Below are 24,967 nucleotides of genomic sequence, written 5' to 3'. Positions count from 1 at the left end.
CGCGGGTGCTTTTTGGTGCACCGCACGAACGCGCCACTTTGACCATCCAGAGCCCCCGCGCAAGAGGGCATCTTGGCTATTGTTCCGGAATTTGCCGGTAAAGAGTGAGGCCTGCGCCAGCTTATTCGGTGGCGATATTGGGGCTTATATGGTTACCAATCCCCTTCGAACAATCATCCAAAGGTTGGACGGAACCTGAACCGACGGTTGTCGTCAGAGCCGCTACAATCAGCGGGAGGGGATCAAAGCCGGTCCCGACGGGAATTCTCGGTAGTAAAACACCGTTGAGGCGGGTGGAGAGCGCTTCTGGCGGCGGCAGCCGCTCGGCATCGCTGGCCGCAAGGTCGGCGACGAGGCCCACCACCGCTTCCCCAACAAAGTCACAATGGCGGATGCCGAGGCCCCGGACCTCGATCAGCCCGGCCAATTCTCGCGCCGGGCGGACCAACAATTGTCCGGCGACTGTGTCGAGATGGACACGGTCATCGCCGACCAAAACGGCCCGCGGAAGCTGTCCGGCGCGTCCGGCGAGAATCAGATCGAACGCCAGCCGCGACTTGCCGGCGCCGGATGGCCCGCGGATCAGCACGGCGCGCTCGCCCACCAGCACGGCGGAGGCGTGCACGCTCGCGCCCGCCGTCATGGCGTGGGCAGCCTGACCACGAACCGCGCACCCGCCACACTCGGATTGCCGTCGGCGCCGGCCGGGCCATGGCGGTTTTCCGCCCAGATCCGCCCATTATGCGCTTCGATAATCTGCTTTGAGATCGATAGGCCGAGACCTGAGTTCTGGCCAAAGCCCTGATGGGGCCGGTCGGTGTAGAAGCGCTCGAAGATGCGTTCCAGCGCATCCTCGCCGATACCCGGCCCATCGTCATCGACGATGATTTCGATTTCCGATCGCACGCGGCGGCAGGTGACGCGCACTTTCCCGCCGGGGGTGGAGAAGGATTGCGCATTGGACAACAGGTTGGAGATCACCTGCCCGAGCCGGGAATCATGGCCTGGCACCGAGAACGTATCGGTGGCGCCGCGGCCGTCGAAGCGGGCCTCGACGGCGACGTCATGACCGAGCCTGGTTTCGTTGGCGACCGAGGTCAGCGTCGTCAGCAGCCGGCGCAGATCGACCGGGGCCATGTCCTGGCGCTGCAATTCGGCGTCGAGGCGGCTGGCGTCTGAAATATCCGAGATCAGCCGATCGAGCCGCTTGACGTCGTGCTCGATCACCTCGAGCAGGCGCGCGCGGCTGGTGTCATTGCGCGCCAAAGGCAGCGTTTCCACCGCCGACCGCAGCGAGGTCAGCGGATTCTTCAATTCATGGGCGACATCGGCGGCGAACATCTCGATCGCCTCGATGCGGCTGTAGAGCGCGTTCGTCATGTCGCGCAGCGCGCCGGACAGATGGCCGATCTCGTCGCGGCGGCGGGTGAAATCAGGAATCTCGACGCGGGTCTGGATGCGCCGGCGGACGCGCTCGGCGCCGTCGGCCAGCCGCCGCACCGGACCTGCGATCGTGCTCGCGAGCAGCAGCGACAGCACGATCATGACTGCCGAAGCGACGCCGCCGACCTTGAGGATCGCCAGCCGCTCGGCGGTCACCATCTGGTCGATGTCGTCGCCTTGCGTCGAGAGCATCAGCGCACCGTGTACGGCACGGAACCGCTGTACGGGGACCGCGACCGAGACGATCACCTCGCCGCGGTCGTTGACGCGCACCACGCTGCTTTTGACGCCGTCGAGCGCCTGCACGATTTCCTGATAGCCCTTGCCGTTCTCCGGGCCCAGCTCGCGATACAGCGGCAGGTCGCCGCGATTGAGCCAGGTGCGGGTCGCGATCAGCGCGCGTTCGACGAAGCCCGGCTTCTCCGTGGAAGGTGGCGGCAGTTCGAATCGCAACACGTCGCCGCGGCCATAGAGACTGCGGCTGTCGAGGATCATGCCGCCGTCGCCGCCATAGATGCGGGCGCGCGTCTTGGTCGGCGAGATCAGCCGCCGCAGCACCGGCGCGACCCGTTCCGGATTGATCGGAAAATCCAGCCCGGAAGATTCGTCCGGCGCGCCGTAGCTTTCGCCGGGCTTGAGGTCGAGCAGCCGATCCGGATCGATGGTGATGGTGTTGGTTTCGACGGTGGCGGAGGCGGCGATCGCACCGGCGATGATTTCGGCCTGCACCAGCAGGCTCTGCGCCCGCGCATCGATCAGGCCGGCACGGAATTGCGAGAGATAGAGAATGCTCGCCACCAGCGCGACGAGGCCCGCCAGATTGAGCGAGACGATCCGGCGCGTGAGGCTGGAGAAGGAGAGCGCGAAGAAGAACTGCCCGGCCCGGCGCAACCAGCCGAGCGGCCGCCGCCAGCCCTTCTCGCCCGCATTATCCTCGGCAACGCGTTCCCGATCGAGGAGCTCCAAAGCATCCTCGTGGTTCAGGTTGGAATCGGGCTGCGTTCGATCTAGCAATGGCTGAACTGCCGGTTGTGATGCGCCGATTTCTAGCTCTACGCTTTTACGCCGAACGGGCGGATGTGTCAGTTAACACTTCCGCCCGGAAAACGCAGATCAGGCTTCCTTGAAGCGATAGCCGACGCCGTACAGCGTCTCGATCATCTCGAAATCGTCATCGACCACCTTGAACTTCTTGCGCAGCCGCTTGATGTGGCTGTCGATGGTGCGGTCGTCGACATAGACCTGGTCGTCATAGGCCGCGTCCATCAGCGCGTTGCGGCTCTTCACCACACCGGGCCGCGTGGCCAGCGCCTGCAAGATCAAGAACTCCGTCACCGTCAGCGTCACCGGCTCGTTCTTCCAGGTGCAGGTGTGACGCTCCGGGTCCATCCGCAACAGGCCGCGGTCCAGCGCGCGTGCATCCGGCTCCTTCGGAACGGCGGTCGGATCCTTGGGCTGGCCGCGGCGAAGCACGGCCTTGACCCGCTCGACCAAGAGGCGCTGCGAGAACGGCTTGCGGATGAAATCGTCGGCGCCCATCTTGAGGCCGAACAATTCGTCGATCTCTTCATCCTTGGAAGTTAAGAAAATCACCGGCAGATCGGACTTCTGCCGCAACCGGCGTAACGTCTCCATGCCGTCCATGCGCGGCATCTTGATATCGAGGATCGCAAGGTCCGGCGGCGAAGTGCGGAAGCCGTCCAGCGCCGAGGCACCATCCGTATAGGTCATGATGCGATAGCCTTCGGCTTCGAGCGCGATCGATACGGAAGTGAGAATGTTGCGGTCATCATCGACCAGGGCGATTGTGGGCATGAGCCTCTGCTTTCGAATAAGAGAGTGGCTTAAACGGCGGGCACTTGAGCCAGACGCCGCGTAAATGGGCTTCGTGTACACAGTCAACGAGCAATGCAAGCTGGGCTGAAGTGTGACCGAGTTCCGCAAAACGTTCCCCAAGGAGACGCGCGGCCCCCCATATAGCACCCTGACCCGATGAGAAAAGGCCCTTTTTGCAATAAGATGGCCGGAAAGGAACCATGCAGCCGACCGCAGATTTTGATGCTTCCAAACTGGCCCGATCGCTGTTGCGGCGTAGCCGGCAGGGCGCATTGGCCACGCTTATGCCCGAAAGTGGCGATCCCTATTGCTCACTGGTGAACGTCGCCAGCCATGCCGATGCGTCGCCGATTCTGCTGCTTTCGCGGCTGGCGCTGCATACAAAAAACATCCTCGCCGATAGCAGGGTATCGCTGATGCTGGACGAACGTGCCGCCGGCGATCCGCTGGAGGGCGCACGAATCATGCTGGCGGGACGGGCCGAGGAGGCCCAAGGAGAAACTGCGAAAATCCTGCGCCGGCGCTATCTTAACGCTCATCCATCGGCTGAAGCGTTTGTAGATTTCAAGGACTTCTCGTTCTTCCGGATCGTCCCGTCAGGCCTGCATCTGGTCGCGGGTTTCGGCCGCATCATCGACCTCAGGCCCGAGCAGTTCATGACCGAGATCGGCGATACCGCCGATTTGCTGGAAGCCGAGCAAGGCGCTGTCGAGCATATGAATGAGGATCACCGCGAGGCGATGAACCTCTACGCGACCAAACTACTGGGCGCCGAATCGGACGACTGGCGCTGCACCGGCTGCGACCCCGACGGCATGGACATGCAGGCCGGCTCCGCGACGCTGCGGCTGGATTTCCCCGAACGAGTCACCAGCGCCATGGCGTTGCGCAAGATGCTGGTGCGGCTTGCGGGCGAGGCGCGGGCCAAGGGCTAGCAAACGTTAACGCCGTCACCGAGCAACTGCGCCGCACTGTCGAATTCATCGCCGATGACAGTGAAGAAGATTCAGGCACGGTTGCCGTAAAACAAGGCGATGGTGCAGTTCGCGGTCACGGGCGGAAAGCTTCGTCAATGAAAACACGCTCCGCGCGCTGAAAATATTCTGATTGTGCGACGCAGCAATTACTGGCCGAGCTAAACAACGGCGTATGGTCGCGCAACCAAGAGGGCAAACCAGCGCAAAGCAGTGCAGCAAGCGATTGATGCAAATCAACCTTCCGCGCTGGAATAAACCAAGTCGCGTGGATCGGCTTGGCAAGCACGGCGTTCATCAATATAGGTCGCCGGACCGATGCCGGAAGGCTATAATTCAGGGTCACCGCGACAGAGCGCGTCAAGCGACATGCGCGCGATTCGAGTAACGCGGGTTCGAGGAGGACTTTCTTCGTGCAAGAGACGGGTCTACGCAACGGCGCCTTCGGCGCCGACAAATTCGGCTTAAAAAATCTCAAGACGGTGCACTGGAATCTCGGGGCGCCGCAGCTTTATCAACATTCACTCACGGCCGGCGAGGCCGTGTTGTCGGCCGACGGCGCGCTCTGCGCGGACACCGGTGAATTCACCGGCCGCAGTCCCAAGGACAAGTTCACGGTGCGTGATGCGACCACCGACAAGAACATGTGGTGGGCCGGCAACCAATCGATCACCTCGGAGCAGTTTGCCGCGCTCTATGCCGACTTCCTCAAGCATGCCGAAGGCATGTCGCTGTATGCGCAGGATCTATACGGCGGCGCCGATCCGAACTTCCAGATCAAGACGCGCGTGTTCACCGAACTTGCCTGGCACTCGCTGTTCATCCGCACGCTTTTGATCCGCCCCGAGGCTCAAGCGCTGAAGGACTTCGTGCCTGAACTCACCATCATCGACCTGCCGAGCTTCCGCGCCGACCCCAAACGTCACGGCGTGCGCTCGGAGAACGTCGTCGCGATCGATTTCGCCCGCAAGATCGTCCTGATCGGCGGGTCTTATTATGCCGGCGAGATGAAGAAGTCGGTCTTCACCACGCTGAACTATTATCTGCCCGCCAAGGGCGTGCTGCCGATGCACTGCTCGGCCAATGTCGGACCCAAGGGCGACACCGCGATCTTCTTCGGCCTGTCCGGTACCGGAAAGACCACGCTGTCGGCCGATCCCAACCGCACGCTGATCGGCGACGACGAGCATGGCTGGGGCAGCGACGGCGTCTTCAACTTCGAAGGCGGCTGCTACGCCAAGTGCATCAAGCTGTCGAAGGAAGCCGAGCCGCAGATCTTCGCCGCCAGCAGCCGCTTCGGCGCCGTGCTCGAGAACGTGGTGCTTGACGAGAGCACCCGCGTGCCCGACTTCGACGACGGCTCGAAGACCGAAAACACCCGTTCGGCCTACCCGCTCGATTTCATCCCGAACGCTTCGCGCACCGGCCGCGCCGGCCAGCCGAAAAACGTGGTGATGCTGGCCGCCGACGCGTTCGGCGTATTGCCCCCGATTGCAAAACTCTCGCCGGCGCAGGCAATGTATCACTTCCTGTCCGGCTATACCGCCAAGGTTGCCGGCACCGAGCGCGGTCTCGGCAATGAGCCGCAGCCGGAATTCTCCACCTGCTTCGGCTCGCCGTTCCTGCCGCTCGATCCTTCCGTCTACGGCAACATGCTGCGTGAGCTGATCGCCAAGCACGACGTCGATTGCTGGCTGGTCAACACCGGCTGGACCGGCGGCAAATACGGCACCGGCAGCCGGATGCCGATCAAGGTGACGCGCGCGCTGCTGACCGCGGCGCTCGACGGTTCGTTGCGCAATGTCGAATTCCGAACCGACAAGTATTTCGGTTTCGCGGTGCCGACTGCGCTGCCGGGCGTGCCCAGCGAGATCCTCAATCCCGTCAATACCTGGAAGGACAAGGCCGAGTTCGACAAGACTGCGCGCGCGCTGGTCGGCATGTTCCAGAAGAACTTTGCCAAGTTCGAAGCCCAGGTCGACGCCGAAGTTCGCGCTGCCGCGCCGGATTTGAAGCTCGCGGCGGAGTAAGCCTCAAACGCAATCAACTGCTCCAAAGGGCGGCTTCATGGGCCGCCCTTTTTGCTTTTCCGACGAATTTGGCTGTTGTCCGGAAAGACCGCGTTGCTGGGCGTGCGACGATCGGTGATCTGCAGGCCGAACAGGCTGCTGATCAATTCGACCGCGACGCGCGCGGTGCGGCCGCGTTCGTCCAGGAACGGGTTGAGCTCGACGACGTCGACTGATCGCACCAGACCGGAATCGTGCAGCAACTCCATGATGAGATGCGCTTCGCGATAGGTCGCGCCACCCGGTACCGTGGTGCCGACGCCGGGAGCGACCGCGGGATCGAGAAAATCGACGTCGAAGCTTAAATGCAGCACCCCGTTGCTCGCCCTGACACGCTCGATCACGCGCCGGATCAGGACGGCGACGCCGAACTCGTCGATGGCGCGCATGTCGGCGATCGCGACGCGGCGGTCGAACACCAGCTTCTTCTCCAGCGGATCGATCGAGCGGATGCCGAACAGATCGAGTCGCTCGGGACCGATCGAGGCGCGGGGCACGTCGCCGAGCAGGCCCTCGAGACCGTCTTCGCCGCAGAGAAAGGCCGCCGACATGCCGTGCATGTTGCCGGTCTCGGTCGTCTGCGGCGTGTTGTAATCGGCATGTGCATCGAGCCACAGCACGAACAACGGCCGGCCCTGTTCCTGCCAGTGCCGCGCGACGCCGTTCACCGAGCCCATCGAGAGCGAGTGATCGCCGCCCATGAAGATCGGAACGGCGCCGGATTGCGCGAGCAAATACGAACGCTCGCTGAGCGCGCGGATCCAGGTTTTGATCACATCGTAATATTTGGCGTTCGCCGGCGGCGGCCCCTCGGCGGGAGCAATGGCCGGCGTCAGCATATCGCCATGGTCTTCGACGACAAAACCGAGTTGATCGAGGATGCGGCCGATGCCTGCGGTGCGTAGCGCCGCTGGTCCCATCAGCGTGCCGGCCTGCGAGGCGCCGATCTCGAGGGGGACACCGAGCAGGGCGATGCGGGGTTGGGCAGCTTCGGACATGAGCCGGGGCCTCCGAAAAATCGTAGGGTGGGCAAAGCCAACGGGTCGCGCGAATGCGCGCCCGATGACAGGCTCCGCGTGCCCACCGACCAGGATCACAGTCGGATAGATAGTGGGCACGGCGCAAGCGCGACTTTGCCCACCCTACGCTGTCATGCCTTGAAATAGGCGATTTGCGTCGTGGTTGCGAGGAGGCGTCCCGACGGCGACCATAATTCGCCGTGCTGGTCGCCATAACTCCTGTGGAAAATTCTGGCGTCGGCTACCGCCAGTGTGCGCGTGATGTTCTCGGCCGCGAGATCGTCCGACGCGGTATGGAAGTACGTCGTCAGCGATACCGTGCCGAACGGGACCAGTTCCCGCCGCGCCAGAAACACCCGGCCGAAGAAGGCGTCTGACATCGACATCAGCGACAACATGTCGATCTTCCGCGGCGTGCGGTCGCCGATCCACTGTTTAGAGAACGCATCGAGCGGTGCCGTGGCAGGCGATCCGTACAAACTCGGCTCACCCTCGACGAAGCGGAAATCATACTGGTGCGTCCAGGTCATCGGCGTGTTCGGAAATGAACGCGCCTGATCGAACGGCGCGGCGCCCGGAAATTTTGCCTGCTGGTGCGACCAGGACGGACGGCGTTCGGCGAACACGGCGGTCGCCAGCGTCGCGACGTCGCCGCCGCTCTGCGTCATCTCCACGCACCAATGCTGGCTCGAACGGTTGGCCTTGACCAGGCGGACATCGAGATCGAAGCCGCCTTCGGCGACCGGCGCGCAGAAATTCACCGTGACCGACAACGGATCGCCTGCACGCTGCGGATGCTCCATCAGCGCGCGCAGGATGGTGGCGGCCGTGCAGCCGCCGAACGGGCCGACAAAGGCCCAGTAATCCGGGCTGGTCTTGCCCTGCCAGCAACTGTCACCGGCGGTGACCCGTGTGGCATCGTCGAAAAGATGTGGGGCTTTGGTCAGCATGGATACTTTCGATCTTCAAAGGTGACAGCCTTGCCGCAAGTGCCGTCATTGCGAGCGGAGCGAAGCAATCCATCGCGCCGCAAGCGGAGGAATGGATTGCTTCGTCGCTTGCGCTCCTCGCAATGACGGGGAGGTAGTATCGCGACTATCCGGCCGAATTCAATGACGTCAGAGGTAATGGTTCCGTGCCCCGGACTTATCGCGTCGCCCCGCGTTGCGCCTCCGGCTCCGACACCGGCGCAGCCGCCCGCACCGGCACGTTCCAGATCTCCTCGGCATATTCACGGATGGTGCGGTCGGAGGAGAACCACGGCATCCGCGCCACGTTGAGGATCGAGGCGCGGGTCCAGGCCGGCACCACCTGCCAGCGTGCGTCGATGCCGCGCTGCGCCGTGTAGTAGGAATCGAAATCGGCCGAGACCATGTAGTGGTCGAGGTAGCGCAGCGCGTGGCCGATCGAAGCAAAGCGGGCGCGATCGTCGGGCGAGAACGCGCCGCTCTCGATCGCGGTAATGGCCCGCGCCAGCCGCGGCGAGCGGCTGATCACATCGGTCGCATCCAGGCCCTGCTTGCGCCGGATCATGACGTCGCCGGCCTCCATGCCGAAGATCGCGATATTCTCCACGCCGACATGGTCGCGGATTTCGATATTGGCGCCGTCGAGCGTGCCGATCGTCAGCGCGCCGTTCAGCGCCAGCTTCATGTTACCGGTACCGGAGGCCTCCATGCCGGCGGTCGAAATCTGTTCGGATAGATCGGCGGCCGGAATGATCACTTCGGCGAGGCTGACATTGTAGTCGGCGAGAAAGACGACCTTCAGCCTTCCTGCGACGTCAGGGTCGTTGTTGACGACTTCGGCGACATCGTTGATCAGCTTGATGATCAGCTTGGCGTAGCGATAGCTCGCCGCCGCCTTGCCGGCGAAGATTTTTACGCGCGGCACCCAGTCGCGCTGCGGCTCGTCCTTGATCGCCTGGTACAGCGCAATGGTCTCGACGACATTGAGCAATTGCCGCTTGTACTCGTGGATGCGCTTGATCTGGATGTCGAACAATGCCGACGGATCGATCTTGACGCCAAGGCGCTCGTTGATGAGCCGCGCCAGCGCCACCTTGTTGTGATGCTTGACCTCGCGAAAACGCTGCTGGAACGCGTTGTCACTGGCGTGGGCCTCGAGGCGCTCGAACAGCGAGAAATCGTCGAGCACGTTCTCGCCGCAGACCTCGCGCATAAGTCCGGTGAGCTTTGGATTGGCCAGCATCAGCCAGCGGCGGAAGGTGATGCCGTTGGTCTTGTTGGTGATGCGGCCGGGATAGAGATGATTGAGATCGTGGAACACGGTCTCTTTCATCAGGTCGGAGTGCATCGCCGACACGCCGTTGATGCGGTGCGAGCCGACGAAGGCGAGCTGCCCCATCCGCACGCGGCGGCCGGACTTCTCGTCGATCAGCGACACCGACGCGCGATATTCGATGTCACCAGGGCAGCGCTGATCGGCCAGCGCCAGATGCGCAGCGTTGATGCGGTAGATGATTTCGAGATGCCGCGGCAGCAGCCGCTCGAACAGCTCGACCGGCCATGTCTCCAGCGCTTCCGGCAGCAGCGTGTGATTGGTGTAGGACAGCGTCGCCACCGTGATCTTCCACGCCTCGTCCCAGCGGAAATTGTGCAGATCGACCAGGATGCGCATCAGCTCGGTGACGGCGAGGCTCGGATGGGTGTCGTTGAGCTGCACCGCGGCCTTCATCGCCAAGCTGCGCAACTGCCCGTCCGAGGCGAGGTGCCGCTTGACCAGGTCCTGCAGCGAGGCCGAAACGAAGAAATATTCCTGCCGTAGCCGCAACTCGCGCCCCGCGGGGCTCTCGTCGTTCGGATAGAGGAATTTGCAGATCGATTCCGCGCGCGCTTCCTCGGCGACGGCGCCGAGGTAGTCGCCGGTGTTGAAGACGTCGAGCCGCAAGGGATCGGGCGAGCGCGCCGACCATAGCCGTAGCGCGTTTACGTGCTGGCCGCGCCAGCCCACGATCGGCGTGTCATAGGCGACGGCCTGCACGGTTTCCGCCGGGCGCCATGTCGCGCGGTCGCGCCCGTGGTCGTCGACGTGATCGACAAAGCCGCCGAAATGAACGTGATAGACCACCTCCGCCCGCAGGAATTCCCAGGGGTTGCCGAAGCTCAGCCATTCGTCCGGATATTCCTGCTGCCAGCCTTGCGAAATGATCTGGCGGAACAGGCCGAAATCGTAGCGGATGCCGTAGCCGATAGCGGGAACGGCCAGCGTCGCCATGCTTTCCATGAAGCACGCCGCAAGCCGTCCGAGACCGCCATTGCCGAGCGCTGCATCCGGCTCGCATTTGCGCAAATCATCCAGGCCGACGCCGAGATCGCCGAGCGCCGCCTCGAACACCGGCAAGAGGCCCATATTGTTCAGCGCGTCGGTGAACAGCCGGCCGATCAGGAATTCGAGCGAGAGGTAGTAGACCCGTTTGCTGCCCGCGTCGTAGCTCTCTTTTTCGGCCGTCAGCCAGCGGTGCACGACGCGGTCGCGCAACGCCAGCGCCGCGGCCTTGTACCAGTCGCGACGCGTCGCCATGCCGGCATCCTTGCCGATCGCAAGGCGCAGCTTGGCGAGGATGGCGCCCTTGATCTCGGCCAGCGCGAGTTCGTCGACCGGCTGGCCAAGTGCCGGATAGTTCCCTGCGATTTGTTCCTGCAACACGTCGATCCCTGCGTTGAGACTCACAACATAGGCGTCTTGTCCGGCAATCGAAACGCCGGAGAACGCCGGAGTATGTTGTGCACTGCGCTGGTATGAATTTATGCAAGGACCGGGCCGATTTCGCGGCACCGGCGTGCCAGCTTTGGTGTTATAATCCAATACCAAAGTACAGGGATCGCTGGGGCTTGGTGGGTAGATGCCGATTCGGGTCCAAGGAATCGCGCGCCAGCAAAACGGGGAGGGCCTGTCATGAGGTTGACGATCGAGATCGCTGCTACCGCGTTATTGATGGTCTGCATCAGCGCCACCAGCGCCGCCTTTGCCGCGGGCAAGACCGGCAGAAGTGCCGACGGGCTGAGCTGCTCGTTCAGCGTTGCAAAGGGCGCTTCACCAGAAGCGCGTTGTGCCGCGATCAAGCGGCAGTGCGGCGGAAAATTCTACGCCAATTATTGCGGCGACAAACTGTTGTCGGCGATGTGAAGGATTGGGTTCGGGACGGTTCATCCCATTGCGGCCCTCAAGCTTCGCCTTCCTCGGCAAGCGCGGGATAGCGGAGATAAAGCTTCTGCAGCAGCTCGAACGCGTCGGCCGCTTCCAGCAACGGCATCCGAATCTGGCTGGCTCGATCTCGATCCTTGCGGCAACCCGGATAGCGAAATTTCGGCACGAGGCTAGAACAAATTAAGAACACCTTAGCAAGTCTTTGATATATCATTGTGATTCGGCACGTCGCCGACACAACATATAGGCCCATCCGAGTTTGCGAGGACTACATGTCCACCATCGCTTTCGATCAGTTCGCTCTCACCCGCATCGCCGATTTCGCGCGCTCGCTATCGCGCCTGCATCAGGCCTCGCGCCGCCAGCTCGTCGACGACGACGCGATCGACCGCGAGTTCAACGCGGTCTGCATGTCGGTGTGGGGCTACACCACGGACGATTTCAGCGACGAACTGTTTTCGATCGAGGATCACGCCTTTCTCGATTCGCTCGATGAAGCGCAGGCGCGGATTTTTGCAGCCCAAGCAGGCTACGATCTCGTCGACGACCATGGCATGCTGACGGACTGGTGGGGCTATTGCTGGATGATTCTGGCCGAGAAGCGCGGCTTGCTGACGCCGGAAAACCGCGCCGCGGCGCGGGCGGCGATCGAGGAAAAATATCTGTCGGCGCCGAACGTGATCGGGGTCATCGTGGGGCGGTAGTGCTGGCGTCAGCTACCTGAATGCCGCGAGCCCGGGCCCACGCTACTTTGCATGGGGTTGTTTTCGTAATTTTGTGTTTGGGCCCTGCGGCGTAGTGCGGGTGCCCTATCGCGCTTCCGCCCGCTTCGCCGCTTTCGGCGCGGCCGTCTTCGGGATCGAGGCGGTCGGCAGTTCGTCGTCGCGCCGTGCTTCGGGCAGCGGCGCGGTGCCGGCGACCATCTCGGCGCTGACTGGCGCGACCTTCATTTCGCCGAGCCGGGCGCGGACATCCGCCGTGAGGCCGGGATAGGAGGCGACTGGCGTGAACTCCGCCGTGTGGTCGGCGCCAAGACGCACGCCAGTATAGGCCACCAGGCCGTCGGTGGTGGCGACGACATCGCCGGAGCGCAGCGAAGTGTCAAGCGTGAGATCGACCGGCGCAAGCCCGGACGGGCTTCGGCCGTTGCAGGTGCAGTCGGCGCTCAGCGCCTTGCGATAGGCGTAGGCGTTCTCGCTGTCGGCATAACGCTCGCCGTTACTGGCGGTCGCATGATCGATGTTGCTGCCGTAAAACACCTTGGTGACGCTGGCCGGGCAGAACGCCTGGCAGGTCTGCACCGGCGAGGCGGTGCCGCGCATGGTCAGCGGAAAATATTTGCCGTCGCAGCTTCGCACGCAAAACGCTGGCCCGGAGCCGGCTACCCGCGGGGCCGGGGGTGCCGATGGCTGCTGATTGAGGCCGAACGGATCGGCGAAGAAATTGGCCTGCGGTGACGCTTGCCGCGTCTGCTGCTTCTGCGCGCCGCCGAACAGGAAATCGAACAGGCCCTCGGCGGAAACGCTGCCGGGCGCGAGCAGGAGAGCGCCCGAAAGGATCGCTGCGGCAACAAACGTCGCGCGGCGCCGCACGCGCGAAAAGGCCAACTCTGTACGCAACGCCAACTCCACCCAACGCAACAAACGCGCTGAAGCGCGACGGCTTCAGTTCGGGGTAACCTTAACGGCGGATGGTAAATGAGTGATGAGCGGGGACGGGGGGAAGACCTATTCACCCCTTCAAAAATTCGCCCGCCTTGTACAGCGAACGAAACTCAAGCCCTGCCTCGGCAAAGGCTTCGGTCGCGCCTTCCTCGCGGTCTACCATCGTAAGCACGAGCACGATCTCGCCGCCGGCTTCGCGCACGGCCTCGACCGCCTTCAATGCCGAGCCGCCTGTGGTGGTGACGTCCTCCACGATCACGATGCGCTTGCCCTGCAGGGTCTCGCCCTTGGCAAGGCCCTCCACTGCGAGACGCGCGCCATGCTCCTTTGGTTTCTTGCGCACGAAAAACGCCGCGATCGGGTGGCCCTTGATCCAGGAGAGCTGCGCGATCGCGCCCGCCAGTGGGACCGCGCCCATCTCCAGCCCGCCGACGAAATCGAGATTGTCGTCCTTCAACGCCTCATAGGTCAATTCAGCCAACAGCGCCGCACCTTCGGGGTCGAGCATGGTCGGCTTGAGGTTGAAGTAGAAGTCGCTCTTGCGGCCTGAGGCCAACGTGATCTCGCCGCGGCCGAACGAGCGCTTGCGGATGATCTCGGCGAGGCGGGCGCGGGAGGCTGATTTGGACAAGGCGGTTTCCCCGAAGGTTTCAGGCGGGGCGCAATCTATCGGCGCTGCCGGTTAGATTCCAGCGCCGATCCGACGCCGTCAACAGGGCACCATGTCGGCATCCGCGAAAGCGGATGGCCCCGTATTCCGCAGCGGCGGTTGTAACGCCCCGAAGTTCCGGGGTACTGGATACCCCGCTTTCCGCGGGGATGACAAAATGACGATCGAACTGCACACCTGGAACACGCCGAACGGCCGCAAGATATCGGTTGCGCTGGAGGAAATGGGGCTGCCCTACAAGGTGATCCCGGTGAACATCACCAAGGGCGAGCAGATGGCGCCCGCCTTTCTCAAGCTCAGCCCGAACAACAAGATCCCGGCGATCGTCGATCCCGACGGCCCCGGCGGCAAGCCGGTCAGTATCTTCGAGTCCGGTGCGATCCTGCTTTATCTCGGCGAGAAGACCGGCAAGTTCCTGCCCAAGCCGCTGGCCGAGCGTATCCCGGTCTATGAATGGCTGATGTGGCAGATGGGCGGATTTGGGCCGATGCCGGGCCAGGTGCACCATTTCATCGCGCTGGAGAACGAGACCGACCGCGCCTATGGCCTCAAGCGCTTCATGGCCGAAACCCGCCGGCTCTACGGCGTCCTCGACCGTCGGCTGGAGAGCCGCGAGTTCGTCGCCGATGCCTTGTCGGTCGCCGACTTCGCCATTCTCGGCTGGGCCTGGCGCCACCCGCGCCACAAGGTGGAGCTGAAGGATTTTCCGAACGTCGAGCGCTGGTACAACGCCCTGATGGCACGCCCGGCGACCAAGCGCGGCATGGAAGCCAAGCTGGATTGAGAACGCGCCTTGCTTTCTTCCTTCTCCCCTTGTGGGAGAAGGTGGCGCGGATGCAATCCGCGCCGGATGAGGGGTTCTCTCCGCGGAGACAGACCCCTCACCCGTCTCAACGCGCTTCGCGCGATTGATCCACCCTCTCCCACAAGGGGAGAGGGGAAGAACATCACCCCCGCTTCGCCTCGAATGCCATCTTCACCGCAAGCCCTGCCAGCACCGTTCCCATCAGCCAGCGCTGCAGCAACAGCCACGTCGGCCGCGAGCCGAGAAACATTGCGATCGATCCGGCGGCGAGCGCGATCAGCGCGTTGACGCTGACGCTGATCACGATCTGGATCGCGCCCAGCGCCAGCGACTGCGTCAGCACACCTCCCACAGCCGGATCGATGAATTGCGGCAGCAGCGCCAGGTACAGCATCGCGATCTTCGGATTGAGCAGATTGGTGACGAAGCCCATCGCAAACAGCTTGCGCGGGCCGTCGACTTGCAGCTTCTTCACCTGAAACGGCGAACGCCCGTTCGGTTTCAGCGCCTGCCACGCCAGCCACAGCAAATAGGCCGCGCCAGCAAACCGCAGCGCGTCGTAAGCATAGGGCACCGCGAACAAGAGCGCCGTGATGCCGAACGCCGCGCACAGCATGTAGAACACGAACCCGAGCGCAACGCCGCCCAGCGAGACGATGCCGGCTGCCGGCCCTTGCGTAATCGAGCGCGAGATCAGGTAGATCATGTTCGGCCCCGGCGTCAGCACCATGCCGAGCGAGACCAGGGCAAAACCGAGCAGGGTTGCGATGTGAGGCATGGCAGACTCGCGGCGAGGAATGCGCACGTTTCTAGCGCGCAGCGCGCGGCGATGTCATTTCGTATATTGCTCCGATGGGGAGCCGCTATCGTTCGGAGCAATGCAGATCACGTGTCCCGGACGCGGCGCGGTATGAAATGACGCGACGCAGAGCCGGGACCCACTGGACCCGGATCAGCAGCGCATCACCATAGCGCGTCCAAGACGCGCGTGAACGCGCTTTTGATGCTGCGCAGCATCCGGGGAACGCATCGCCTCAATGCGCCTCGTCCCAATTATTCGCCGCCCGCGCATCCACCTGCAGCGGCAGCGAGAGATTTACCGCCGGGAACGGCGCGTCTTGCATGACGTGCTGCACCACCGGAAGCGTCGCCGCCACTTCGTCGTCGGGCACTTCGAAGATCAGTTCGTCATGCACCTGCAACAGCATCTGCGCCGACAGCTTCTTCTCCGCCAGCGCATCTTCCATCCGGATCATGGCGCGACGGATGATGTCGGCGGCGGTGCCTTGCAGGCGCGCGTTGATTGCGGCCCGCTCGTTGAAGGAGCGGACCGAGGCGTTGGAGGCCTTGATGTCGGGATAATGACACTTCCGCCCGAACAGGGTCAGCACATAGCCATTGGTGCGGCAGAAATCCCGCGTCTCGTCCATGTAAGCGCGGATGCCCGGGAAGCGCTCGAAGTACTTCTTGATGTAGGCGGAGGCTTCCTCGCGGGCGATGCCGAGCTGGTTGGCGAGGCCGAACGCCGAGATGCCGTAGATGATGCCGAAATTGATCGCCTTCGCACGCCGCCGCACTTCGCCCGGCATGTCCTTGATCGGCACGCCGAACATTTCGGACGCCGTCATGGCGTGAATGTCGAGCCCGTCGCGGAACGCCTGCTTCAAAACGGGGATGTCCGCAATCTCGGCCAGCAGCCGTAATTCGATCTGCGAATAGTCCGCCGACACCAGCTTGTGCCCGGGCGTCGCGATGAAGGCGCGGCGGATCTTGCGGCCGTCCTCGGTACGAACCGGAATGTTCTGCAGGTTCGGCTCGTTCGACGACAGCCGCCCCGTGGTGGTCGCGGCCAGCGCATAGGTCGTGTGCACGCGGTGGGTCTGCGGATGCACATAATTCGGCAGCGCGTCGGTATAGGTCGATTTCAGTTTCGAGACCTGCCGCCACTCCAGAATTTTCTTCGGGAATTCATGACCCTGTTCGGCGAGCTCATCGAGAATCTGCGCCGAGGTCGACCACGCCCCGGTCTTGGTCTTGGTGCCGCCGGGGATGCCCATCTTGCCGAAGATGATGTCGCCGATCTGCTTGGGGCTGCCGACATTGATCGGCTCGCCGGCGATCTCCTGCAACTCGGCCTCGACGCGCGCTGCGGTCTGGGCGAAATCGCCCGACAGCCGCGACAGCACTTGGCGATCGATCGAAATGCCGCGCCGCTCCATCCGCGCCAGCACGGTGACCAGCGGCCGCTCCAGGGTCTCATAGACCGTCATCATGTGCTCCGCGGCGAGCCGCGGTCTGAGCACGCGATGCAGCCGCAGGATGACGTCGGCGCTCTCGGCCGAATAGACGGTCGCCTTGTCGATCGCGACCTGATCGAAGGTCAGCTTGTTCTTGCCGTTGCCGATCAGCTCGCTTTCGCTCGTGACGGCATGGCCAAACCAACGTTCGGCGAGCGACCCCAGCGCATGTGAATTGCGTCCGGCGTCGAGCGCGTACGACATCAATTGCGCGTCGTCGACGTTGCGCAGGGTGACGCCGTGTTGCGCCAGCATCACGGCGCTGAACTTGATATCGAAGCCGATCTTGAGAATGCCCTGTGATTCCAACAGCGGCTGCAACCCCGCCAGCGCCTCGGCAGCCGTGATCTGGTCCGGCGCGAGGCCGGCGTCGAACAGGCCGGCGCCGCCGCCGGATTGCTTGTGCGTGAGTGGAATGTAGCAGGCGTCGTTTGGCGCCAGCGCCAGCGCAATGCCGCAGATGTCGGCCTGCATTGGATCGTCCGAGCTCGCCTTGGCGACGATCGCAAACGTGCCGGCGTCATAGGCCCGCGCAACCCAGGCATTGAGCTCATCGATCGTGCGGATGGTCTGGTACTTGGTCCGATCGACCGGCAGTTTTCGCGCGGCCTCCGCGCGGACCGCAGCCAGCGATATCGGTGTACCCTTGTGGCTCGCCCCCTTGTCCTGCTTGTCGCCGCCGGTCTTGCCCGGTGCGGTGCCGGCTTTGCCGGCGGGCGGACTGTCGAATAGCGTCGCGCCTTCGACATAGCCCTCCGGCTTCTTGCCCGATGGCGGCACCGCGAAAACACTGGCGCCGCTCTTGTTGCCTGCATCCGGCTCGATATCGGCGGGATCGATCTGCGAATATTCGGCGACACGGCGGGTAAGGGTGGAGAACTCCATCGCCTTGAGGAAGGCGATCAGCTTGCGCGCATCCGGCTCGTGCACGGCAAGGTCATCGAGCGGCACTTCGAGATCGACCTTGTCGTCGAGCAGCACCAGTTGCCGCGAGATCCGCGCCTTTTCGGCGTTCTCGATCAGCGCCTCGCGCCGTTTCGGCTGCTTGATCTCGCCGGCGCGCTGCAGCAGCGTTTCCAGGTCGCCATATTCGACAATCAGTTGCGCCGCGGTCTTGACGCCGATGCCGGGTACACCCGGCACGTTGTCGGTGGAATCGCCGGCCAACGCCTGCACCTCGACGACCTTTTCCGGCGGAACGCCGAATTTCTCGATCACCTCAGCGACCCCGAGGCGCCGGTCCTTCATGGTGTCGTACATGGTGACGCAGTCGGTCACGAGCTGCATCAGGTCCTTGTCCGAGGACACGATGGTGGCGGTGGCGCCCCGCTCGCAGGCAATGCGGACATAGGTCGCGATCAAGTCGTCGGCCTCGTAGCCGACTTGCTCGAGGCAAGGCAGGTCGAACGCGCGCACGGCTTCGCGGATCAAGGCAAATTGCGGGATCAGGTCGTCCGGCGCGGGTGGCCGATGCGCCTTGTAATCGGGATAGAGCTTGTTGCGGAACGTGATTTCCGACTTGTCGAACACGACCGCCAGATGCGTCGGCCTGTTATCCTCGGGCATTTCGCGGAGCAGCTTCCACAGCATATTGCAGAAGCCGAGCACGGCATTGACCTGCAGCCCGTCAGATTTGCGGTTCAAGGGCGGCAGCGCGTGATAGGCGCGGAAAATGTAGCCGGAACCGTCGACCAGGAACACATGGTCGCCCTTGGCAGGGGCTTTGGCGGGCGCCTTGGCAGGCGCTTTGGCGGGAGCGGGTTTCGCGGCGGCTTTGGGGGCTGATTTCGGCATGGCCGAAATTTAGGGATTTTTGCGCGGATTGACAGCCTTGGGAGAGGGATTTTGAGCCAAATACACACCCGTCGTCACCCGCACATCCGTCATCACCCGCGAAGGCGGGTGATCCAGTACGCCGAGGCAGTCATGTTCAACTGAGGGAGCTCGGCGTACTGGGTCGCCCGGTCCCAGTGCGCAATTGCGCACAAGGCCGGGCGATGACAGGTAGGGTGTGTCGAGCAACCTACTCCGCCGGCTGCAGCGCCGGCGCGGCTTTTTTCGGCGCGATCCAGAACGCGGCCGGGCGGTCGAACAGGAAGTTCGCCCGCAGCGCCAGCGCGAGGCGCCAGATCACCACCGCCCCCGCGACGCCTGCAACCGTCACGATCAGCGAGACCATTCCGATATCAGCGATCAGGCCGGTCTTCAAAAGCAGCGTTCGGGTCACCGCCATCGGCAGGAAGAAGGCGAGGTAGATGACGATGGAATGCTCGCCGCAATAGCGCAGGAAATTCAGCCACTGCATGCGCGCCAGCAGCGTGCCCATGACGATGATGGCGCCGGCGCCCGCAAAGCCGAGCGCCAGTGAAACGAGCGGCCATTCGTCAAAACCGGATACGACCAGCGCGCCGTTGACGAGCGTCCACAGCGCGACGCCCACGAGTGCGAGGGCCGGGCGCGCCCGCGCGCGGTCCGACACCGCGAACACGTAGTTGGCAAACAGGTAGCCGGAATAGAAATAGACGAAACGCCCGCAGAATTCGTCGATCACGGTCCAGCCGGTCGTGATATGCGCCATCTCGAGCGCCGCGGCCGCGAGCCAGATCGCAAGCGGCGGGACGCCGCGCAACAGTTTTGTGACAACGAAGAACACCGGCAACAAATAAATGAACCACAACGTGCCGAACGGCTCGATGAAGGATTCCAGATACATGAATCCGACATGCCGCCAACCCGATTCAGCGGCGAAGCCAGGAGCCTTGAAGCCGAACTGGATCGTCACCCACAGCACATAAAAATAAGCGAAGTGCAGGACCTTGCGGTCGAGATAGGTGCGCCAGTCACGGTCGATGACAACGGCAAGAAACAGGCCCGAAATCAGGAAGAAATCCGGCATCCGGAACGGCTTTGCGAACATCACGAACGCATGCATGAAGCCGGTCTGGCCGGCCGCCGCTTCGACCCCCAGCACCGAATGCATCATCACCACCATGACGATGCAGATGCCCTTGGCGTAGTCCACCCAATCGATGCGGGTGGAGCGTTCCGTGACGGCGGATGTACCGTTTGAAGTCATCGGTGTCCCTTTTCGGCGCGAGGCGGCCGCATCTTCGGCCCGATCCGTTGCTTTCTTCTTTATCCATACAAATCACATGCCGGGATCGGGCGCTTTTTCCGGTTTCCCCTTTGATGAAAAATGCTCTAAGACGCCTGCAAAATCGGGATTGGCGTTAACCATCAAATACGGATTGTTTTCATGCGAATCGCCATGATTGGCACGGGCTATGTGGGGCTGGTATCCGGCGCCTGCTTTGCCGATTTCGGCCACCAGGTCACCTGCGTGGACAAGGACGCCGGCAAGATCGAAGCCCTGCACCGAGGTGAGATCCCGATTTTCGAGCCTGGGCTCGACGCGCTGGTGGCCTCCAACGTCAGGGCCAAGCGGCTGGATTTCACCACCGACCTGACCGCGCCGGTGGCGGAAGCCGACGCCGTGTTCATCGCCGTCGGGACGCCCTCGCGGCGTGGCGACGGCCATGCCGACCTCACTTACGTCTACAGCGCCGCGCGCGAGATCGCGGCGGCGCTGTCGGGCTTCACGGTGGTGGTGACCAAATCGACCGTGCCGGTCGGCACTGGCGATGAGGTCGAACGATTGATCAGCGAGGCCAATCCGTCGGCCGACGTCGTGGTCGCCTCCAATCCGGAATTTTTGCGCGAGGGCGCCGCGATCCGCGACTTCAAATTCCCCGACCGTATCGTGGTCGGGACCGACGACGAACGCGGGCGCAAGGTGCTCGGTGACGTCTACCGGCCGCTGTCGCTCAACCAGGCGCCGTTGATGTTCACGGCGCGGCGCACCGCCGAACTGATCAAATACGCGGCCAACGCGTTCCTTGCCACCAAGATCACCTTCATCAACGAGATTGCCGATCTCTCGGAAAAGGTCGGCGCCGACGTGCAGCAAGTCGCGCGCGGCATCGGGCTTGACAACCGCATCGGCTCGAAATTCCTGCATGCGGGGCCGGGCTTCGGCGGCTCCTGCTTTCCGAAGGATACCCGCGCGCTGGTCAAGATCGCTCAGGATCATGACGTGCAACTGCGCATCGTCGAGGCCGTGCTCGGCGTCAACGACATCAGAAAGCGCGCGATGGCGCGCAAGGTGTCGAATGCCGCCGGCAACCTGCGCGGCAAGACGGTCGCGGTGCTCGGCCTCACCTTCAAGCCCGACACCGACGACATGCGCGAGGCGCCGTCGATTCCGCTCGTCACCGGCCTGCTCGACATGGGCGCGAAAGTGCGCGCGCACGATCCGGTTGGCATGGAGCAGGCGAAGAAGGAGCTGCCCGAGATCGAATATTGCGACGACCCCTATGAATGCGTGAAGGGCGCCGACGCCATGGTCCTCGTCACCGAATGGGTGCAGTACCGCGCGCTCGATCTGGATCGGATCAAGGGCGCAATGGCGCAGCCTGTCGTGGTCGACTTGCGCAACATCTACCGCTCCGAAGACATGGAGGCCCATGGCTTCATCTATGATAGCGTCGGGCGGGCGGCTCAGACTCGGAAGTAGCCGCAACCACAGTTGTCATACCCCGCGCAGGCGGGGTATCCAGTACTCCCGGTCTTTGCGATCAGCAACGTCTGCGTTTACTGGATCACCCGCTTTCGCGGGTGATGACGGATGAGAGATATTGCCTCTTACCTTCGACACGCCTCTGCCGATTGATGCCGTGCTCGATGAACTCGATCGCACGCTTTCGGCTAGCAACACCGCGGTGCTGGTGGCCCCTCCCGGTGCCGGCAAGACCACGCGGGTGCCGCTCGCGCTGCTCGATGCGCCCTGGCTGAAGGACAAGAAGATCATCATGCTGGAGCCGCGGCGGATCGCGGCGCGGGCCAGCGCCGAACGAATGGCGCGGACGCTCGGCGAGCGGGCAGGGGAGACCGTCGGCTATCGCGTCCGCTTCGGCTCCAAGATCTCGCGCGCGACCCGGATCGAGGTGGTCACCGAGGGAATCTTCTCGCGCCAGATTCTCGATGATCCCGAATTGAACGGCGTCGCCGCCGTGCTGTTCGACGAATTCCACGAGCGTTCGCTCGACGCCGATCTGGGGCTCGCGCTCGCCCGCGATGCGCAGACCGGCCTGCGCGAGGACCTGCGTATCCTCGTAATGTCGGCAACGCTCGACGGCGCAAGGGTCGGCAAACTGCTCGGGGATGCACCAGTGGTTGCCAGCGAAGGCCGCGCGTTTGCGGTGGAGACACGTTATCTCGGCCGCAAGGCGGACGCACCCATCGAGCGGCAGATGGCGGATGCGATCGCGACCGCGCTGCGCGCCGATCCCGGCTCGGTGCTGGCATTTCTACCAGGCGCCGCCGAAATCCGCCGTACGCAGAATTTTCTCGGCGAGCGGGTTCATGACGCAAGCGTCGAGATCGTGCCGCTGTTCGGCGCGCTGGAGGCCGCCGTGCAGGACCGCGCCATCGCGCCGGCGCCGAAGGGCCAACGCAAAGTCGTGCTGGCAACTTCGATCGCCGAGACCTCGCTGACCATCGAGGGCGTCCGCATCGTCGTCGATTCCGGCCTGGCGCGGGTGCCGCGTTACGAGCCCGATATCGGCCTGACGCGGCTCGAGACCGTGCGCGCCTCGCGCGCCGCGGTCGACCAGCGCCGCGGCCGCGCCGGCCGCACCGAGCCCGGCGTGTGCTACCGGCTGTGGGACGAGCCGCAGACGGCTTCGCTCGCCGCCTACACCCAGCCGGAAATTCTCTCGGCCGATCTATCCTCGCTGGTGCTCGATCTCGCGCAATGGGGCGTCCGCGATCCGGCGACGCTGGCGTTTCTCGATCCCCCGCCGGCGCCGGCGCTGAAGGAAGCGGGGAGCCTGCTTCTCGAGCTCGGTGCTCTCGATAGCGACGGCCGCATCACCGCAGAGGGCAAGAGCCTTCGGGCTCTGGCGCTGCCGCCACGGCTGGCGCGCATGATCGTGGATTCGCACCGGCTGGGCGCGGGCGAGGAGGCCGCCGAAATCGCCGCTGTTCTCACCGAACGCGGCCTCGGCGGCGACAGCGTCGATCTCGACGTCAGGCTCGATCAGTTCCGCCGCGACCGCTCGTCGCGCGCTTCCAGCGCGCGCAGTCTCGCCCAGCGATGGGCGCAGCAGGTGGGGGCCGAGGAGCGTGCTCTCTCTTCTCCCTCCCCCCTTGCGGGGGAGGGCCGGGGAGAGGGGTCCACACGGGTAGTCTTTCCTGGGCTTACCCCTTCCCCCAACCTCGAGAGCGAGCTTCGCTCGCCTCGGACCCCGCAAGGGGGAGGGGAGCCCGGGCAGTCTCGCGTCCCTAACGCAGAACTCTCCACCGGCCTCATGCTCGCGCTTGCCTTCCCCGATCGGGTCGCCCGCAACCGCGGCAACGGCAGTTTCGTGCTCGCCAACGGTCGTGGCGCCGCCGTCGAGCAAGGCTCGTCGCTGGGGCGCGCGCCCTATATCGCGGTCGCCGAACTGACCGGCACCGCAGCCCAGGGGCGCATTCTGCTGGCGGCACCGATCGCGCAAGAAGATATCGAAGCGCATTTCGCCGATCAGATCGAAAGCACCGAAGAGATTTCGTTCGATCGCGGCGCGATGGCGCTGCGTGCCCGCCGCAAGCGGACGCTGCACGCAATCACGCTGTCGGAAGCGCCGATGGCGCTGTCGCCGTCGGCAGAGACCGCACGCATCTTCGCTGCGGGCTTGGTCGCCGCGGGGCTCGACAAGCTGCCATGGTCGAAATCCCTGAAGCAGTGGCGTGACCGTGTGATGTTCCTGCGCAAGGCGGAAGGTGAGAGCTGGCCCGATCTGTCGGATGCTGCGCTGGCAGCCGAAGCCGAGAACTGGCTGGTGCCGGCGCTCCACGACAAGACCTCGCTGAAGGATTTTTCCTCCGGCGATCTCTCGGATACGCTGATGATGCTGTTGCCATGGGAATTGCGCGCGCGGCTGGAGCGCGAGGCGCCGACGCATTTCGAGGCGCCGACCGGCACCATGTTGGCGATCGACTACGAGGCCGAGCAGGGCCCGACCATTGCTGTACGCCTGCAGGAACTGTTCGGGCTCAACACCCATCCTTCGATCGCCAAAGGCAAGGTGCCGCTGGTGCTGGAATTGCTGTCCCCGGCACAACGCCCTGTGCAGGTGACGCGCGACCTTCCAGGTTTTTGGCGCGGCAGCTATGCCGCCGTGCGCTCCGACCTGCGCGGCCGTTATCCCCGTCATCCCTGGCCGGAAGACCCGGCAAATGCGCTGCCGACCCGCCGGGTCAAGCCGCGCGGGACGTGAGGGCTTGAGCTCCCTCTCCCCGCAAGCGGGGCGAGGTTCAGGACGCCCCGTTAACACTTCACTCATCCTTTTCGTCAAAATGGCACGCCCGGTCATCGCCGTTAGTCGCGATTTCGCGGCCGGCGTGGTGATATCGGCGGTCTGGCAGTCGAGTGTGGCGTGATGCGTAACCTGATGATCCTTGCCGCCGTCCTGATCGGCCTCGGCACCTACATGGCGCAGATGGCAGACAAGATGTCGCCGACCTCGGCCTCCGCCAGTACGTCGCCGAAAAAGGCTCCCGTGCAAACGGTCGCGCAAGCCTCCGGTCGCAGCCTCGACATTCCCCGCGATGCGCGCGGCCATTTCCAGACCGACGGCCGCATCGATGGGCAACGCATCAACTTCATGGTCGATACCGGCGCCTCGCTGGTGGCGTTGAACGAAAAGTCGGCGGCCCGCTTTGGCCTGCGTCCCTCGCGCAGCGACTACAACGCGACCGTCACCACCGCCAACGGCACCATCAAGGCCGCGCGTACGCGGCTTGCGATGATCGAACTCGGCGGCCTCGTGGTGCGCGACGTTGATGCCGTGGTGCTGCCGGACGAGGCGCTGTCCGAAAACCTGCTCGGCCTGTCGTTCCTGTCGAAGCTGAAGCGCTTCGAATATGCCAACGGCAGAATGGTGCTGGAACAGTAAGGTTACCCGGCTACCAAACCGCC

Annotated in this window: 20 protein-coding genes; 8 read left to right on the top strand and 12 right to left on the bottom strand. The window is 63.8% G+C overall.

The features are described from left to right. Positions 1-121: 121 nt before the first annotated feature. The 3 genes from V1292_RS05830 to V1292_RS05820 form a co-directional block, all read right to left on the bottom strand. Positions 122-643, bottom strand: a complete 522-nt coding sequence (locus V1292_RS05830; RefSeq protein ID WP_334370974.1) for an HPr kinase/phosphorylase — start codon at positions 641-643, stop codon at positions 122-124. Continuing rightward, positions 640-2,457 (bottom strand): sensor histidine kinase, encoded by a 1,818-nt coding sequence (locus tag V1292_RS05825; protein WP_334370973.1) that lies wholly within the window; start codon positions 2,455-2,457, stop codon positions 640-642. Before V1292_RS05825 ends, V1292_RS05830 begins: the two co-directional genes overlap by 4 nt. Positions 2,458-2,556: 99 nt before the next feature. Continuing rightward, positions 2,557-3,258, bottom strand: coding sequence for a response regulator transcription factor (locus V1292_RS05820; RefSeq protein WP_027541437.1), 702 nt, complete (start codon positions 3,256-3,258; stop codon positions 2,557-2,559). A gap of 221 nt (positions 3,259-3,479) precedes the next feature. On the opposite strand from V1292_RS05820, the gene V1292_RS05815 reads away from it, so the two are divergent. After that, positions 3,480-4,214, top strand: coding sequence for a HugZ family pyridoxamine 5'-phosphate oxidase (locus tag V1292_RS05815; RefSeq protein ID WP_334370971.1), 735 nt, complete (start codon positions 3,480-3,482; stop codon positions 4,212-4,214). A 115-nt stretch (positions 4,215-4,329) separates the two neighbouring features. Here the strand turns inward: V1292_RS05815 and V1292_RS05810 are convergent, their stop codons facing one another. Further along, positions 4,330-4,551 carry a hypothetical protein gene (locus V1292_RS05810; protein WP_334370970.1) on the bottom strand — a complete coding sequence of 74 codons (222 nt, stop codon included), beginning with the start codon at positions 4,549-4,551 and terminating at the stop codon, positions 4,330-4,332. A gap of 115 nt (positions 4,552-4,666) precedes the next feature. On the opposite strand from V1292_RS05810, the gene V1292_RS05805 reads away from it, so the two are divergent. Continuing rightward, on the top strand, positions 4,667-6,283 hold the full coding sequence (locus V1292_RS05805; RefSeq protein ID WP_334370969.1) for a phosphoenolpyruvate carboxykinase: 1,617 nt from the start codon (positions 4,667-4,669) through the stop codon (positions 6,281-6,283). A gap of 35 nt (positions 6,284-6,318) precedes the next feature. Here the strand turns inward: V1292_RS05805 and rocF are convergent, their stop codons facing one another. The 3 genes from rocF to V1292_RS05790 all read right to left on the bottom strand — a co-directional run bounded on the left by rocF (position 6,319) and on the right by V1292_RS05790 (position 11,016). Then, positions 6,319-7,320: an arginase gene (gene rocF / locus V1292_RS05800; RefSeq protein ID WP_334370967.1), complete on the bottom strand. Its 1,002-nt coding sequence runs from the start codon at positions 7,318-7,320 to the stop codon at positions 6,319-6,321. Positions 7,321-7,472: 152 nt separating this feature from the next. Next, positions 7,473-8,291 (bottom strand): acyl-CoA thioesterase, encoded by an 819-nt coding sequence (locus V1292_RS05795; RefSeq protein WP_334370966.1) that lies wholly within the window; start codon positions 8,289-8,291, stop codon positions 7,473-7,475. Positions 8,292-8,487: 196 nt separating this feature from the next. After that, positions 8,488-11,016: a glycogen/starch/alpha-glucan phosphorylase gene (locus V1292_RS05790; protein ID WP_442895600.1), complete on the bottom strand. Its 2,529-nt coding sequence runs from the start codon at positions 11,014-11,016 to the stop codon at positions 8,488-8,490. Positions 11,017-11,259: 243 nt separating this feature from the next. On the opposite strand from V1292_RS05790, the gene V1292_RS05785 reads away from it, so the two are divergent. Further along, a complete protein-coding gene (locus V1292_RS05785) occupies positions 11,260-11,490 on the top strand; it encodes a hypothetical protein (RefSeq protein WP_334370965.1) in 231 nt (76 codons plus the stop codon). 293 nt (positions 11,491-11,783) lie between these two features. After that, positions 11,784-12,215, top strand: a complete 432-nt coding sequence (locus V1292_RS05780) for a hypothetical protein (RefSeq protein WP_334370964.1) — start codon at positions 11,784-11,786, stop codon at positions 12,213-12,215. A gap of 105 nt (positions 12,216-12,320) precedes the next feature. Here V1292_RS05780 and V1292_RS05775 read toward each other — a convergent pair whose 3' ends face one another. Both V1292_RS05775 and pyrE read right to left on the bottom strand, forming a co-directional pair. After that, on the bottom strand, positions 12,321-13,130 hold the full coding sequence (locus V1292_RS05775; RefSeq protein WP_334370962.1) for a DUF2865 domain-containing protein: 810 nt from the start codon (positions 13,128-13,130) through the stop codon (positions 12,321-12,323). Positions 13,131-13,242: 112 nt separating this feature from the next. After that, the gene (gene pyrE / locus V1292_RS05770) at positions 13,243-13,806 is read right to left on the bottom strand and encodes an orotate phosphoribosyltransferase (RefSeq protein WP_065743861.1); all 564 of its coding nucleotides are present in this window, start codon (positions 13,804-13,806) and stop codon (positions 13,243-13,245) included. A 196-nt stretch (positions 13,807-14,002) separates the two neighbouring features. Between pyrE and V1292_RS05765 the strand changes: the two genes are divergently transcribed. Next, complete coding sequence (locus tag V1292_RS05765; RefSeq protein ID WP_334370960.1) at positions 14,003-14,629, top strand: glutathione S-transferase family protein; 627 nt, start codon at positions 14,003-14,005, stop codon at positions 14,627-14,629. Positions 14,630-14,792: 163 nt separating this feature from the next. On the opposite strand, the gene V1292_RS05760 is transcribed toward V1292_RS05765, so the two are convergent. From V1292_RS05760 to V1292_RS05750, 3 genes are all read right to left on the bottom strand, one after another. After that, positions 14,793-15,428, bottom strand: coding sequence for a LysE family translocator (locus tag V1292_RS05760; protein ID WP_334370958.1), 636 nt, complete (start codon positions 15,426-15,428; stop codon positions 14,793-14,795). 256 nt (positions 15,429-15,684) lie between these two features. Continuing rightward, positions 15,685-18,741: a DNA polymerase I gene (gene polA, locus V1292_RS05755; protein ID WP_334370955.1), complete on the bottom strand. Its 3,057-nt coding sequence runs from the start codon at positions 18,739-18,741 to the stop codon at positions 15,685-15,687. 229 nt (positions 18,742-18,970) lie between these two features. Then, a complete protein-coding gene (locus V1292_RS05750; protein WP_334370953.1) occupies positions 18,971-20,023 on the bottom strand; it encodes an acyltransferase family protein in 1,053 nt (350 codons plus the stop codon). A gap of 180 nt (positions 20,024-20,203) precedes the next feature. Between V1292_RS05750 and V1292_RS05745 the strand changes: the two genes are divergently transcribed. The 3 genes from V1292_RS05745 (at position 20,204) to V1292_RS05735 (ending at position 24,944) form a co-directional block, all read left to right on the top strand. Continuing rightward, positions 20,204-21,520 carry a UDP-glucose dehydrogenase family protein gene (locus tag V1292_RS05745; RefSeq protein ID WP_334370951.1) on the top strand — a complete coding sequence of 439 codons (1,317 nt, stop codon included), beginning with the start codon at positions 20,204-20,206 and terminating at the stop codon, positions 21,518-21,520. A gap of 121 nt (positions 21,521-21,641) precedes the next feature. Then, complete coding sequence (hrpB, locus tag V1292_RS05740) at positions 21,642-24,266, top strand: ATP-dependent helicase HrpB (RefSeq protein WP_334370949.1); 2,625 nt, start codon at positions 21,642-21,644, stop codon at positions 24,264-24,266. A gap of 162 nt (positions 24,267-24,428) precedes the next feature. Then, positions 24,429-24,944, top strand: coding sequence for a TIGR02281 family clan AA aspartic protease (locus V1292_RS05735; RefSeq protein WP_334370947.1), 516 nt, complete (start codon positions 24,429-24,431; stop codon positions 24,942-24,944). The last annotated feature ends 23 nt before the right edge of the window (positions 24,945-24,967 follow it).

It is taken from the genome of Bradyrhizobium sp. AZCC 1719, assembly GCF_036924525.1.
Taxonomy (GTDB): Bacteria; Pseudomonadota; Alphaproteobacteria; order Rhizobiales; family Xanthobacteraceae; genus Bradyrhizobium.
This window is presented reverse-complemented; position numbering and strand designations above follow the sequence as displayed.